Here is a 13,570-nt window from a genome sequence, read left to right on the forward strand (position 1 = left end):
GTCTAGGCTGTTCTGCATGTCTGTGCGCACCCCATTGGTCCCTGGAACCGTCTCTCCCGTCCTCGCTGTGCCCTCGAAGATCGAGCGGCCAGAGTACGCGTGGAAGCCGACCGCCAAAGAGGGCAACGAGCCCTGGGTTCAGACACCGGAGACGATCGAGGCGATGCGCATCGCCAGCAAGATCGCCGCAGGCGCGCTGCAGGAAGCCGGCAAGGCGGTGACTCCCGGTACCACGACCGACGAACTCGACCGCGTCGCACACGAGTTCATGCTCGACCACGGCGCATACCCGTCGACGTTGGGCTACAAGAGCTTTCCCAAGTCGTGCTGCACGTCCCTCAACGAGGTGATCTGCCACGGAATCCCAGACTCGACCGTGATCGAGGACGGCGACATCGTCAATATCGACGTCACCGCGTACATCAACGGGGTGCACGGGGACACCAACGCGACGTTCCTTGCCGGTGATGCGTCCGAGGAGAACCGCTTGCTCGTCGAGCGCACACACGAGGCAACGATGCGGGCCATCAAAGCCGTCAAGCCAGGCCGCGCGCTCAACGTGATCGGACGCGTCATCGAGTCGTACGCTCACCGCTTCGGGTACGGCGTCGTCCGGGACTTCACCGGCCACGGAATCGGTGAGACCTTCCACAACGGCCTCGTGATCCTGCACTACGACGAGCCTTCCGTCGAGACGATCATCGAACCGGGTATGGTGTTCACGATCGAACCGATGATCAACCTCGGTGGTATCGACTACGAAATCTGGGAGGACGGCTGGACCGTCGTCACCAAGGACCGCAAGTGGACCGCGCAGTTCGAGCACACCCTGGTGGTCACCGACACCGGTGCAGAGATTCTCACCCTGCCTTGAGTTCGGAGATGCATGGCGCTCTGCTGGTAGCGGGCACAACGTCCGACGCCGGCAAGAGCGTTCTGGTAGCCGGACTGTGCCGCATGCTGGCGCGTCGAGGCGTCCGAGTTGCGCCGTTCAAGGCACAGAACATGTCGAACAATTCGGTGGTCACGCTCGACGGCGGAGAGATCGGCCGTGCGCAGGCCCTTCAGGCACGGGCGTGCGGGCTCGAACCGAGTGTTCGATTCAACCCGGTGTTGCTCAAGCCGGGCAGTGACCGGACCTCGCAACTTGTCGTTCGGGGCAAGGCGACGACCACGGTGGGTGCTCGCGACTACATGCAGCATCGCCAGTGGCTTCGCGCCGTCGTGGCCGAGGATCTCGAATCGCTTCGATCCGAGTTCGACGTCGTGATCTGTGAAGGTGCCGGTTCGCCGGCCGAAATCAACTTGCGCGCAACGGATCTTGCTAATATGGGGTTGGCCGAGGCCGCACGGATTCCGGTCGTCGTCGTCGGTGACATCGATCGAGGCGGCGTCTTGGCTCACCTTTTCGGCACCGTTGCGGTGCTCTCGCCGAGTGATCAGGCGTTGATCGCCGGGTTCGTGATCAACAAGTTCCGCGGTGACGTTGCACTGTTGGAACCCGGCCTCGAACAACTGCACAGCCTTACCGGTCGGCCGACGCTCGGCGTGATTCCCTTTGCCGACGACCTTTGGCTCGATGCCGAAGACTCGTTGGGAGTTACCGGCAATGCTCCGGTCGGCCGACCGCGTCCGCCTCTGGGTGATCGGTGGTTGAGCGTCGCCGCGATCAGGTTGCCGCGGATCTCCAATTCGACGGATGTCGAGGCCCTGGCATGTGAACCGGGCGTTGCGGTTTCGTGGATCACCGACCCGGCGCGTATTCGCGACGCGGACCTCGTCGTGATTCCAGGGAGCAAGTCCACTGTCAGTGATCTCGAGTGGTTGCGCAGTACCGGACTGGCCGACGAGATCATCGCCCGCGCAGGTCGCGGGCAGGCAGTGCTGGGAATCTGCGGTGGCTATCAGATGCTGGGCAAGTCCATCGTCGACGACGTCGAATCAGGATCGGGTACCACGGCGGGACTCGGACTGCTGGACCTCGACATCGAGTTCGCTCCCGACAAGGTGTTGGCGCAGGTGACCGGTACGGCAGACGGTATCTCGGTGTCCGGGTACGAGATTCATCACGGCCGGGTAATCCGCAACGGCGACCGTCCACTGCTGGAGGGTTCCGAAGGCGCACCGGAAGGCAGTGTGCGAGGGCCTGTTCGAGGGACCCACTGGCACGGACTCCTGGAAAGTGACGACTATCGGCGCAGTCTGCTGCGGGAGATCGCGGTTACCGGTTTCGTTGTTGCACCCGACACCTCGGTTGCCGCTGTGCGAGAGCAGCAACTCGACCTCCTTGCCGACCTTGTGGAACAGCATCTCGACCAGGATCTACTCGAGAAACTGATCAATGGTGGGGCGCCGCGTGGGCTCCCCGTCATTGCCTCCGCACTCGAAGGCTGAGAGCGCTCCCGCAGGCGTCGACGTGGACGCGGTAGAATAGCCAGGCCTCACTCCCGCGACGGCTCCCTAGTAGGAGTGTGCGCGGTGACAGATCAATTCGACGGCTTGCTGACCGACTTCAGTGACGAGGTGCTGGTCGACTCGGCAATACTCGGCGATCACGCGGCCTTCGATGTCATCGTTCGCCGATACGGCCCGCACTTGTATCGATTTGCCCGTCGACTGCTCGCGAGCGAGAGTGACGTCGACGATATCGTCCAGGAAACCTGCGTTGCCGCGTGGCGACAACTTCCGGGGTTTCAGCGGCGCTCGAGCATCAAGACGTGGTTGTTCGCGATCTGTTCTCGCAAGATCGCGGATTTCTATAGAAAAGTCGGCTCATGCGCCGCCGGCGTGGACGAATTCCGGGAAGAAGCTGATCCCCGATTGCGCGATCCGAGCGAAGAAGTATGCGGCACAGCATTTCTCGACGCCTTGGAATCCGAACTCGATCGCCTGCCCCTACACCAGCGCGCCGCCTGGGTCCTGCGGGAAGTCGAGGGAATGACGTATCCGCAGATCGCGATAGTCCTGGAACTGAGCCCGGACGCGGTTCGTGGCCAACACACTCGGGCGAGAAGAAATCTCGGCGCCGCGCTCGACCGATGGCGATGACAGCTCGCCGGTTTGCCGGGTTTTGTCGCCGAACTCACTCTCCTTACTGCTCCCGAAACTGGAAGAATGCTTCGTCGTGGATACCGCTTTCGACCCCAGAGGCTTCGACCCGAGAACCGAGGATTCGGTGCCGTCGGTGATGCCAGACGACGCGACGGCGACCGGCGCTGACGTCGCCGTCGAGGCGGCGGAAACTCGGCTGACCGCAAGCGCGGTCCGAGAGTTGCTGGCAGCGCTCGGGGGAAGTATCGGCGACGAGGACGAACTCGTGATCCTGCTCCAGCGCGCCGTCGAAATCGCGAACGAGGCCATCGACGGGGCCGACAGTATCGGGGTCACGATCGATCTGGCGGGGCAGACCTACACCGCCGTTCACACTGATTCGCGGACTCTGCGCGTCGACATCGAGCAGTACGACGCCGGCGACGGGCCGTGTCTGCACGCGGCCCGAACCGGCGAAACCGTTGTCGTCGACGCCGAGACCAGTGCGGAACGCTGGCCACGGTTCGCGGCGGCGGCGAAAGACGAAGGAATCAAGTCATTTCTCGCGGCGCCGCTCTTCACACCGGATCAGCGACTAGGTTCGTTCAACCTGTACGGCCGCGCCCCAGCGGCCTTCGACAGCGTCGACGCGGACGTCATGGAGATTCTCACGACAACAGTCTCACGCGCGATCGGCGACTTCTCTCGTTTCAAATCTGCCAGGGCGGTGGCTGATGCCTTGCAACGTGCGCTCGAGACCCGGGCGCCGATAGAACAGGCCAAAGGCATGCTGATGGCCATCCATCGGATCGACGCCGACACCGCATTTCACATGCTGCGCAAGCAGTCTCAGACCACGAACACCAGGTTGCGCGACGTGGCAGCCGAGATCGTCGAGACGTATTCCGCGCCGCCAACCGCGGTCTAGTTCGACGGAGACCGACGTACGGCTTCGAGGGCGACGACGACGCTCGCGGCGACAACCACGTGCATCAGAGCGAGCATGACCGTGCTGGCGGCGTCGAAGTCCGCGGCGATCGTCAGTGCGATGGTGCCGAGCGCAAAAACTGCACCTACGACCTGAGCCACGCGGATGATCGGCTCCCACTTCAGTGAGATCAACATTGCGAGCGACAAACCGACGAGCAGTGGCACCACCGTCAGTGTGATGACTCCGCCGGGAGCTACGCTCGCCAGCTTTCCCTGATCTGTCATCTCGAACGATCCGCCCAATGCCAGGCCGATCAACCACAGGATCAGGTTGGCGACGAGGGCAATGATCGTGGCGCCGAGCACGGCACGCGGCTTGGTAAGGTGGAGGTTGTGTGCGGTTGACGCGATTGCAGACATGTCGTTTCTCCCGGTTCGATGCCATGGTCTTGTGATGATGGTGTGGTGATGTAGACCTGCCGACCCGGAGAAACTCATCGCCGGGTAGCTATCGCGGGTCGGCGATGGGCACGGCGGTGCCCGTGACCGCGATGCCGCCGCCTGCCGGGATGTCGACCTCGAGAACACTGGGACGCCCGACGTGTCGGCCCTGCAAGATGGTGATCCGGCGAGGAGTGGTCGCCGGGTCGAGTTCGCGCAGGTAACCGCCGGTCGAAGCAGCAGCAGAGCCCGTTGCCGGATCTTCGACGATGTTTCCCACCGGAAACAGATTGCGGGCTTCGAAAGTGGAGTCGTCGAGTGGATGCAGGATCGTCACCGTGCCGGCCCATCCCTGCGCGTCCATCAGAGTTCGCATTGCGGATGGATCGAAGGTGAACTCGTCGAACGTCCCCTGATCACGAAGTACAACGACCGGGTGCGTGTTGCCGGCGTACGAGAGCATTGCAGGATACCGCTGGTCCAACGCAGACGAATCGACGCCGATCAGCCCGAGCAGTGCCGTCAACACGGCATGATCGATCGGTGAGACCGACGGTTCGACGCTGGTGAAGGTCGCGGTGGATCGTCCGTCCTCGTCGGTCGCCGTGTCGATGGATACCGGTCCGATCGGTGTTTCGAAAGTGAAGGTTCCGCTGCCGTCGCGCTCGGTGAGTGCTACGGCTGTCGCGATAGTGGCATGACCGCAGAACGGTACTTCGGCGATGGGGGAGAAGTAGCGGATCCGGCTGTGGCGCGGGTTGTCTCCGAGTTCCGGTTCGGTGAGAAATGCCGTCTCTGCATACCCGATTTCGGCTGCAACAGATTGTAATTCGGAGTCGTCGAGCCCACGGGCGTCGAGAAGCACGCCCGCCGGATTGCCGCCGGCCGGATCCGAACTGAACGCAGTCAGTCGGAGGATGTCGCGAGAATTTGCCATGTCGACCATCTTTGTCCGCCGCCCTCGATCGGGGGAAGAGCAGTAGCGGGATTGCGGTCCGCAATCTTCGAACTGGACTGCCTCCGGAACAAACCGGCCGCGGGGCGTCGTTGGTGCAGTTATGAGCAATGACACAGGCACTGACGACGCGTTGTTCGCACTCGTGGCCGAGGGAAAGCAAGGTGTGCTGGCGACCGTCAAACGTGACGGCCGCCCGCAGTTGTCCAACATCATCTATCGATGGGACGCCGAGTCGAAGACGGCTTCGGTGTCCATCACCGCAGATCGTGCCAAGAGTCGGAATGCCCTGCGTGATCCGCGGGTTTCCCTCCACGTCAGCGCGCCCGACTTCTGGAGCTACGCCGTGATCGAAGGACTTGCCGTCGTGACTTCCGTAGCGGGCGATCCTCACGACGAAGTGTCGGACGCACTGGTCGAGCTCTACCGGGACATCAGCGGTCAGGAGCATCCGGATTGGGAGGAGTACCGCGAAGCGATGGTGGCAGAGCGCCGACAGATCCTCACGGTGCGCGCTGATCACGTCTACGGAATGACGCGGCTCCCGAAGCCGTCCGGCACCTAGCCCCGCGCCCTTCACCCGCGCCCTTCACCCGAGTTCGGCCCACCCCCACTTCGAGCGAACGGTACGGCCGTCGCCTCAGATGCGCCGAAAGCCACTTTCGCTAAGGGATGAGGTGGTACAGAGCGAATAAATCGGACTCGCAGCGGTGGTGAGAATGTATGAGTGGTCATACTTCTGTCGACTCCAGGGTCCTCCACAGTGTGGATCGCGTACCGTTTCCAGACATGGAATTGACTCGAGTGGCGGTGGGCAGTGGTTCGTGCACCGTTCGGATCGACGGGCCGGTCAGCAAGCATGCGGTACTCCTGCTCCCCGGCAAGGGCGACCCCGTCGACTTGTACGACGATGTGTGTGAGCGACTGCATCATTCGGATCTGCGGACCGTCGCGGTGGAATCGATCGAGAATCTCGACGAGACATCAGCAGTGGTACTTCTGGACGAGTTGAACATCGCCTGGGTGAACCTGGTCGGTCACCGGGAGGGAGCTGAACTCGCCTGGCTGTTGGCGGCACGGCAGTTCGGCCGCTTCGCGAGTCTGATCGCGGTGGACCGCGGACATCCGTCGGCGAGCGAAATCGCCGGCGTTCCACCGGTAGAGGTTCCGACCACCGTCGTTGTGGGCAGTGGAGGTCGGGCCATTGCCGACGCCAGCGGTCGTTTCGTGTACTCCGATTTCCGCGTGACGGAACTTCCGGGTGTCGACGACGTCGTGAAGTCGGCACCGGCCGAACTCGCAACCGAGATCGTGCTGCGTACCAGCCCCTGGTGAAACACTGACCTACGGAAAGGCGGGCACTCCCATTGCGCGGAGCGCCCGCCTTTTCGGCGTCGTACGGGTTGCGGGGGCTCAGATGTCGAGGCCGAGCAGCGCGTTCTCGACTACTTCGGCCAGGGCCGGGTGGATCCAGTACTGGCCGCGCGCCATGTCCTGCGCCGACAAACCGAAACTCATCGCCTGGATGAGCGGTTGGATCACCGTCGGAGCCTGCGTACCCATGACGTGGGCACCGAGAATGCGTCCGGTGCCGCGCTCGGCGATCACCTTGCAGACACCCTCCTGATCCTCCATCGCCCACCCGTACGCGACATCTCCGTATGCCTGCACCTTGACGGTGATGTCGAGTCCGGCGTCGCGAGCCTGCTTCTCCGTCATTCCGACATCGGCGATCTGCGGGTCGGTGAACACTGCGGCGGGTACGAAGCGGTGGTCGGTGCTGCGAAGTCCGGAGGTGTCTTTCCACGCATCCTGAAGCAGGTTGTGCTGAACGACTCGCGCTTCGTGATTGGCGACGTGCTTGAGTTGGTACGGCGACGAGACGTCACCGAGCGCGAAGACGCCCTCTGCGGTGGTGCGCTGGTATTCGTCGACCACGATCGAGCCCTTGTCGTCGAGCTCGACGCCGGCCTTGTCGAGATCGAGTAGATCGCCGTTGGGCTGGCGACCCACCGCGACGAGGAGGACGTCACCGGAAACGACTGTGCCGTTTGCCAGTTCGACGGCGACGTTGTCGCCGTCACTGCGCACCGACGTGAGAGGCGAGCCCAGGTGAACGTCCCACTTCTGTTCGGCCAACTCGGTGAAACGCTCGGAAATCTCGTCGTCGAGGTGCCGCAGCAGTCGCTGGCTGCGACCGATGATCGACACGCGAGAACCCAACGCGGAGAACACGTGTGCGAATTCGGTGGCGATGAAGCCGGAGCCGACGATGACCAGGTGCTCGGGAAGTTCAGGCAGTCGCATGATGTCTTCGTTGGTGTAGTACTTCACCCCACTCGACGTGATCTCTTCCGGGATGATCGGGCGTGACCCGGCCGCGATGACCACCTGATCGGCGGTGATCGTCTCGCCGGTTCCGGTGTCGATCGTCTTCTCGCCGGTGAACGTTGCGTGGCCGCGGAAAACAGTGGTGTTAGGGCTGTCTTCGCTACGGTACCGCTCGCCACCTGCGGCAATGGGATCGATGCGGCCGAAGACGCGCTTGACGATGTCGGACCAACGGACGCCGTCGAGCGTGGCGTCGACGCCGTACTTCTCGGCAGTGGTGATGGTGCGTGCCACCTCGGCGGCGTACACGAACATCTTGGTCGGGATGCACCCGACATTGAGGCACGTGCCGCCGAAGGTGCCCTCTTCGAGTATTGCTATCTTCTTGCCGTCGAACCGCTCGTCGGGCAGCGAGTTTCCGGATCCGCTGCCGATTATTGCAAGGTCGTAGTGCGTCACTGCGCGATCTCCTGTGTGTTGCTTGCGGTGCTTGCCGAACTTTCTACCGCCTGCGTGAGGTGGCCGTCGAGCCACTCCAGCCACAGGTCGAGTTCGGAAAAGGCTGTAGCCAAGGGCTTCTCGGTGGACAGGAACACGTCGTGACGGGCGCCGTCGATCGGGACGATGCTGGTGCGATCGCCGAGGCAACCGGCCCAACGTGCGATCTGCCTGACGTCGAGCACGGAATCCGCCAGGTCGACGCTCGGGTTGTACGCCTTGGCGAATTGCGACTTCTTCGAGCGCAGAATCAGCGCAGGCACTCCGATGTCGAGGCCGCGGTGCAGTTTTGCGTGACCCGCTCGGACGGCCCGCATCCAGCCGAAGGTGACGGGGCAGCCGGCCAGTGGCTTCCAATCGAGGTTGTAATCCCAGACTCCGTTGGCCGAAACGTGAAGACTGGAACCGTAAGTCGGTAGTCCGGTGCCGGGGATCACGGTCTTTGCCGAGACCCGACCGAGGGCGTCGATAGCGGTGGTACCGACGTTGCGAACTACCGAAGGTCCCTGAAGGTCGAACCACGGGCTGTTGAGGACGAGACCACAGATTCCGGCGCCGGCGCTGCCACCGGGCTTGCGCTGCAAGCGGTTCAGCCACAGCGGAACGATCAGACCACCAGTGGAGTGCGCCATCAGCAGCACCTCGCTGCCGTCGGTCTCGTTGCCGACGATGCGCAGCGCCTCGTTCAGTTCGGCGTCGTAGAGCGCGAGGTCGGAGACGTAGTGCGCCGTGTGTCCCGGATTGAGGGACCGGCCGCACTTACGCAGGTCGAGTGCAAAGAAGGCGTAGCCCTGCTCGGCAAAGTGCTCGGCAAGGTGCTTCTGGAAGAAGTAATCGGTGAAACCGTGTACGTACAAAACGGCACGGTGTGTCTTCACCGCCTCCTTCTGCGGTTGGTAGCGGACCAGTGTTGCGTCCACCTCGCCTTCGCCGTCCGGATCCGTTCCGAGCGGGATCGTCAGCTGCTGATATCCGTCACCGAGGACGTCTGGAACCCAAGTAGTCACAAATCACAATCTAATCGTCGTTTCGAGTGCGCGTTGTAGAGCACAATTGGGGGTGGTGAACCGCGCGTGTACGCACGGGTAACCTATTCGGCGTAACACAGCAGGCGGATGCGCGCACGGCTAATGACAAGGAAGTCGATTCTCCAGTGTCGAATCAGAACGCGGTAGAGACGAAGACGGATGTAGTGCTCGTGGGCGCAGGCATCATGAGTGCCACGCTGGGCGCATTGCTGCGCCAGCTGCAGCCCGATTGGTCGATCTCGACCTTCGAGCGGCTCGATGCCGTCGCAGCCGAGAGCAGCGACCCCTGGAACAACGCGGGAACCGGACACTCCGCCCTGTGTGAGCTCAATTACACCCCGGAGAACTCCGACGGCACGGTCGACATCAAGAAGGCCGTCAACGTCAACGAGCAGTTCCAGGTGTCCCGCCAGTTCTGGGCACACGCGGTCGAGCAGGGCGTCCTGACTCAGCCCAAGGAATTCATCAACCCCATCGCTCACGTGAGCTTCGTTCACGGTGAGGCCAACGCCAAGTACCTGCGTGCTCGCTACGACGCACTTGCCGGCCACACGCTTTTCCGCGGTATGGAGTACATCGACGATCCGGCCGAGTTCAGCAAGCGTTTGCCGCTCATGGCCAAGGGGCGCGACTTCTCCGATCCCGTCGCGCTGAACTGGAGCCAGGACGGCACCGATGTCGATTTCGGAGCGCTCACCAAGCAGCTCATCGGCTACATCGGTAAGACCGGCGGCAAGATGTACTTCGGTCACGAGGTCACCAACCTGACCCAGAACTCGGACAAGTCGTGGACCGTCAAGGTCACCAACCGTCGTACCGGTGAAAAGCGGACCGTTCGCTCGCGCTTCGTGTTCGTCGGCGCCGGTGGCGGCGCCCTGCACTTGCTGCAGAAGTCGGGCATCAAGGAAGCCAAGGGCTTCGGCGGCTTCCCGGTCAGCGGTGCCTTCTTGCGATGCACCAACCCCGAACTCATCGACCAGCACAGCGCCAAGGTTTACGGCAAGGCTGCTGTCGGCGCCCCGCCCATGTCTGTGCCGCACCTCGACACCCGTGTCATCGGCAACAAGCCGGGACTGCTGTTCGGTCCCTACGCAGGTTGGTCGCCGAAGTTCCTCAAGCAGGGTCGCGTCACGGACTTGCCCGGCTCGGTCAAGCCCAACAACATCCTCTCGATGCTCGGCGTCGGCGTCAGCGAGCTCGGCCTGGTCAAGTACCTGGTCAGCGAACTCGCCAAGAACGAGGCCGGTCGCATCTGGGATCTGCGTGAATTCGCGCCAAAGGCGCAGGCGCAGGACTGGGAACTGATCACCGCAGGCCAGCGTGTCCAGGTGATCCGCCGGGCCAAGGGCAAGGGCGGCGTCCTCGAATTCGGTACCGCTGTGGTCGCAGCTGAGGACGGTTCCATCGCCGGCCTGCTCGGTGCTTCGCCCGGTGCTTCCACGGCCGTCCCGGCGATGCTGGACGTACTCGAGCGCTGCTTCCCGACCGAGTTCCAGGGCTGGAAGGGCAAGCTTCGCGAGATGGTTCCGTCCATCGGCGTCAAGCTCACCGACAACGAGGGCCTGTTCAACCAGGTGTGGGATTGGTCCTCGAAGGTCCTCGAGCTCGATTCCGCCGGTGCTTCCGAATCGGCTCCGGTCGCGGATACCGCCGCGACTGTGTGATAGTCCAACCCATGACGGCAACAGCAGCTTTGAAGCGTTCATGGGCACTCGATCTCGACAACAAGACGTTCTACGAGTTGTTGAAGCTTCGAGTGGAGGTCTTTGTCGTCGAGCAGGCCTGCCCGTATCCCGAGTTGGACGGGCGGGACCTGCTGACGGAGACGCGTCACTTCTGGCTCGAGCAGGACGGCCAGGTGGTGTGCACACTCCGTCTGCTCGAAGAGCACGACGACGGCAACAAGAGCTTCCGAATCGGACGTCTCTGCACGTCGCGTCAGGCGCGCGGTCAGGGCCATACGACCCGCCTCCTGCAGGCCGCACTGGCCGAGGTCGGGGAAGCGCCGTGCCGAATCAATGCGCAGACCTACCTGGTCGAGATGTACGCCAAGCACGGATTCAAGGCTGACGGCGAAGAGTTCATCGAAGACGGCATCCCGCACACCCCGATGCGTCGTGGTGGGGGAGAGCCCTTCGTGGCTGTCAACTAGTTTGTTGGAGATTTGACCCTGGTCGGCTCATGGGAAAGTGAGCCGACTAGGGTTTTTTCGATACCGAATGCTCGCGGGGAAGTCCTGTTCGATCCAGGCGCGGTCCCGCCACTGTGAAAGATCTCTCCTCTACCGATTGACCGGGAGATCTCAGCCAGGTTGCCGCGACATTCGAGTGCAGCCAAATTCTCGGCGAGGAAACCGAGAGGTGGAGGGATATCGACGTGCGAAGTGAAGAAGATCGACCAGTGGCGGGCTTCCCGTTCAGTGCTGTGGTCGGCCAGGATCAGTTGCGATTGGCGCTGATCCTGTGTGCGGTGCATCCGGGGATCGGTGGAGTCCTGGTCCGCGGTGAGAAGGGAACTGCCAAGTCGACGGTCGTGCGCGCGCTGACGGCGCTGCTGCCCGCGGTCGACGACGCCGGAACGACGCGACCGGCCCGGTTGGTGGAACTGCCCGTCGGCGCTACCGAGGACCGGGTGATCGGGTCCATCGACCTCGAAAAGGTTCTCCGTGACGGGGAACGCGCCTTCCAACCTGGACTGCTCGCCGCCGCTCACCAGGGTGTCCTTTACGTCGACGAGGTGAATCTGCTTCACGACCACCTGGTCGACGTGCTTCTCGACGCCGCGGCGATGGGCCGGGTTCACATCGAGCGTGACGGCATCTCCCATTCGCATCCGGCCAAGTTCGTGCTCGTCGGCACGATGAATCCCGAAGAGGGAGAACTGCGTCCACAGCTGTTGGACCGCTTCGGTCTGGCTGTCGACGTCGCAGCTTCCCGCGATGTCGACGTTCGCATGGAAGTGGTGCGTCGCCGCCTCGACTACGAGCGTGACCCCGAGTCATTTGTCGTTCGGTACGAATCAGCCGATCAAGAGTTGGCAGCCGAAATCCTCACGGCGCGTGATCGACTGGACTCGGTCGAGCTGAGCAATCGCGAGCTGCGTCGTATCGCCTCGCTGTGCGCGTCGTTCGACGTCGACGGTATGCGCGCCGACTTGGTGCTCGCGCGCACCGCGACCGCCCACGCCGCGTGGCGAGGCGACAGTGAGGTCACTGCGGAGGACGTGCGGGTAGCGGCGGAACTGACCCTGCCGCATCGCCGCCGCCGTGACCCATTCGACGAGCCCGGCTTGGATCAGCAGCAGTTGGACGATGCACTCGAGCAGGCTGATCAGGATGCCCAGTCGCAGGTCGAGGACGACGCGCGCGACGGGGAGCCCGAACCTCCCGAGAATCCCGAGGGTCGTGTCCCCGATGATGGTGGCTCCGGCGATGAGGGACCGGGCGATGAGGGACCAGGCGATGAGGGTCCAGACGATGACGGCCCCGAAGACCCTGACGGACCGGGTGGGGGAGTGCGCGCCACTGATCGACCCTCGGCTCCGCCTGCGGGCGAGTTCAAAGCCAAGCTCCTCGAGGTTCCTGGCGTCGGCGAAGGTGCACCGGGACGCCGCTCGCGATCCATGTCGTCCCGCGGACGGGTAGTGCGATCCACCCGGGAGCGTGGTCACGGGTTGCATTTGACGAGCACGGTCTTCGCCGCAGCCGAGTCCCAAGTTGCGCGCGGTCGTACTGCCGGGCGGTTGCGACTGGCACCTGATGATCTCCGCGGTGCGATTCGTGAAGGGCGAGAAGGCAATCTGATCGTCTTTGTTGTCGACGCCTCGGGGTCGATGGCAGCACGCGATCGGCTCTCCGCGGTCACCGGTGCGGTCGTCTCGCTGCTCCGCGACGCCTATCAGCGCCGGGACAAGGTTGCCGTCATCACAGTCCGCGGCCGCGAAGCGGAGCTCGTCCTGCCGCCGACGTCTTCGGTGGACATCGCCGTTCGTCGCCTGCAGTCCATGCGTACCGGCGGCAAATCCCCACTCGCAGAGGGATTCCTGCGTGCTCGGGAGGTGGTTCTGCGCGAGCGCCTTCGTGACCCGCAGCGTCGCGCCCTCGTCGTCACGCTCACCGACGGCCGGGCTACCGGCGGCAAAGACGCGCTGCATCGCGCCCGCGTCGCCGCGCATCTTCTTGCCGACGCGTCCGTCGCGTCCATCGTCGTCGACTGCGAGACCGGCCTCGTGCGTCTGGGGTTGGCGGCCGAGTTGGCCCGAGAACTACGTGGCGGATACGTCCGTCTTGCCGAATTGTCAGCGCAGCAGGTCGCGGGTGTCGTCCGCGCCGCAGCCTAGATCCCAGCTCAGGAGTTCA

Annotated in this window: 13 protein-coding genes; 9 read left to right on the forward strand and 4 right to left on the reverse strand. The window is 63.4% G+C overall.

The window, feature by feature from the left end:
- Nucleotides 1-16 precede the first annotated feature (16 nt).
- The 4 genes from map to QM716_RS08975 all read left to right on the forward strand — a co-directional run bounded on the left by map (nt 17) and on the right by QM716_RS08975 (nt 3,958).
- Complete coding sequence (map, locus tag QM716_RS08960; protein ID WP_283303802.1) at nt 17-874, forward strand: type I methionyl aminopeptidase; 858 nt, start codon at nt 17-19, stop codon at nt 872-874.
- 8 nt (nt 875-882) lie between these two features.
- Entirely contained in the window at nt 883-2,394 is a 1,512-nt protein-coding gene (locus QM716_RS08965; protein ID WP_283303803.1) for a cobyric acid synthase, read from the forward strand.
- Between the two features lie 84 nt (nt 2,395-2,478).
- Complete coding sequence (locus QM716_RS08970; RefSeq protein ID WP_283303804.1) at nt 2,479-3,048, forward strand: RNA polymerase sigma factor; 570 nt, start codon at nt 2,479-2,481, stop codon at nt 3,046-3,048.
- Nucleotides 3,049-3,124: 76 nt separating this feature from the next.
- Nucleotides 3,125-3,958, forward strand: coding sequence for a GAF and ANTAR domain-containing protein (locus QM716_RS08975; protein ID WP_283303805.1), 834 nt, complete (start codon nt 3,125-3,127; stop codon nt 3,956-3,958).
- On the opposite strand, the gene QM716_RS08980 is transcribed toward QM716_RS08975, so the two are convergent.
- Nucleotides 3,955-4,380, reverse strand: a complete 426-nt coding sequence (locus QM716_RS08980) for a DUF6069 family protein (RefSeq protein WP_283303806.1) — start codon at nt 4,378-4,380, stop codon at nt 3,955-3,957. The genes QM716_RS08975 and QM716_RS08980 overlap by 4 nt on opposite strands.
- Nucleotides 4,381-4,468: 88 nt before the next feature.
- A complete protein-coding gene (locus QM716_RS08985) occupies nt 4,469-5,338 on the reverse strand; it encodes a PhzF family phenazine biosynthesis protein (protein WP_283303807.1) in 870 nt (289 codons plus the stop codon).
- A 121-nt stretch (nt 5,339-5,459) separates the two neighbouring features.
- Between QM716_RS08985 and QM716_RS08990 the strand changes: the two genes are divergently transcribed.
- Together QM716_RS08990 and QM716_RS08995 are read left to right on the forward strand one after the other, a co-directional pair.
- Nucleotides 5,460-5,921: a PPOX class F420-dependent oxidoreductase gene (locus tag QM716_RS08990; RefSeq protein ID WP_283303808.1), complete on the forward strand. Its 462-nt coding sequence runs from the start codon at nt 5,460-5,462 to the stop codon at nt 5,919-5,921.
- Between the two features lie 224 nt (nt 5,922-6,145).
- On the forward strand, nt 6,146-6,691 hold the full coding sequence (locus QM716_RS08995) for an alpha/beta hydrolase (RefSeq protein WP_283303809.1): 546 nt from the start codon (nt 6,146-6,148) through the stop codon (nt 6,689-6,691).
- Between the two features lie 78 nt (nt 6,692-6,769).
- Here QM716_RS08995 and mtr read toward each other — a convergent pair whose 3' ends face one another.
- Nucleotides 6,770-8,146: a mycothione reductase gene (gene mtr, locus QM716_RS09000; protein WP_283303810.1), complete on the reverse strand. Its 1,377-nt coding sequence runs from the start codon at nt 8,144-8,146 to the stop codon at nt 6,770-6,772.
- On the reverse strand, nt 8,143-9,192 hold the full coding sequence (locus QM716_RS09005; RefSeq protein ID WP_283303811.1) for an alpha/beta hydrolase: 1,050 nt from the start codon (nt 9,190-9,192) through the stop codon (nt 8,143-8,145). Before QM716_RS09005 ends, mtr begins: the two co-directional genes overlap by 4 nt.
- A 146-nt stretch (nt 9,193-9,338) precedes the next feature.
- Between QM716_RS09005 and mqo the strand changes: the two genes are divergently transcribed.
- The 3 genes from mqo (at nt 9,339) to QM716_RS09020 (ending at nt 13,551) form a co-directional block, all read left to right on the forward strand.
- Nucleotides 9,339-10,877, forward strand: a complete 1,539-nt coding sequence (mqo, locus tag QM716_RS09010; protein ID WP_283303812.1) for a malate dehydrogenase (quinone) — start codon at nt 9,339-9,341, stop codon at nt 10,875-10,877.
- A gap of 11 nt (nt 10,878-10,888) precedes the next feature.
- Complete coding sequence (locus QM716_RS09015) at nt 10,889-11,365, forward strand: GNAT family N-acetyltransferase (RefSeq protein ID WP_283303813.1); 477 nt, start codon at nt 10,889-10,891, stop codon at nt 11,363-11,365.
- A gap of 224 nt (nt 11,366-11,589) precedes the next feature.
- Nucleotides 11,590-13,551: a magnesium chelatase subunit D family protein gene (locus tag QM716_RS09020; protein ID WP_283303814.1), complete on the forward strand. Its 1,962-nt coding sequence runs from the start codon at nt 11,590-11,592 to the stop codon at nt 13,549-13,551.
- The last annotated feature ends 19 nt before the right edge of the window (nt 13,552-13,570 follow it).

Source organism: Rhodococcus sp. IEGM 1409, from assembly GCF_030056735.1.
Lineage (GTDB): Bacteria > Actinomycetota > Actinomycetes > Mycobacteriales > Mycobacteriaceae > Rhodococcus_F.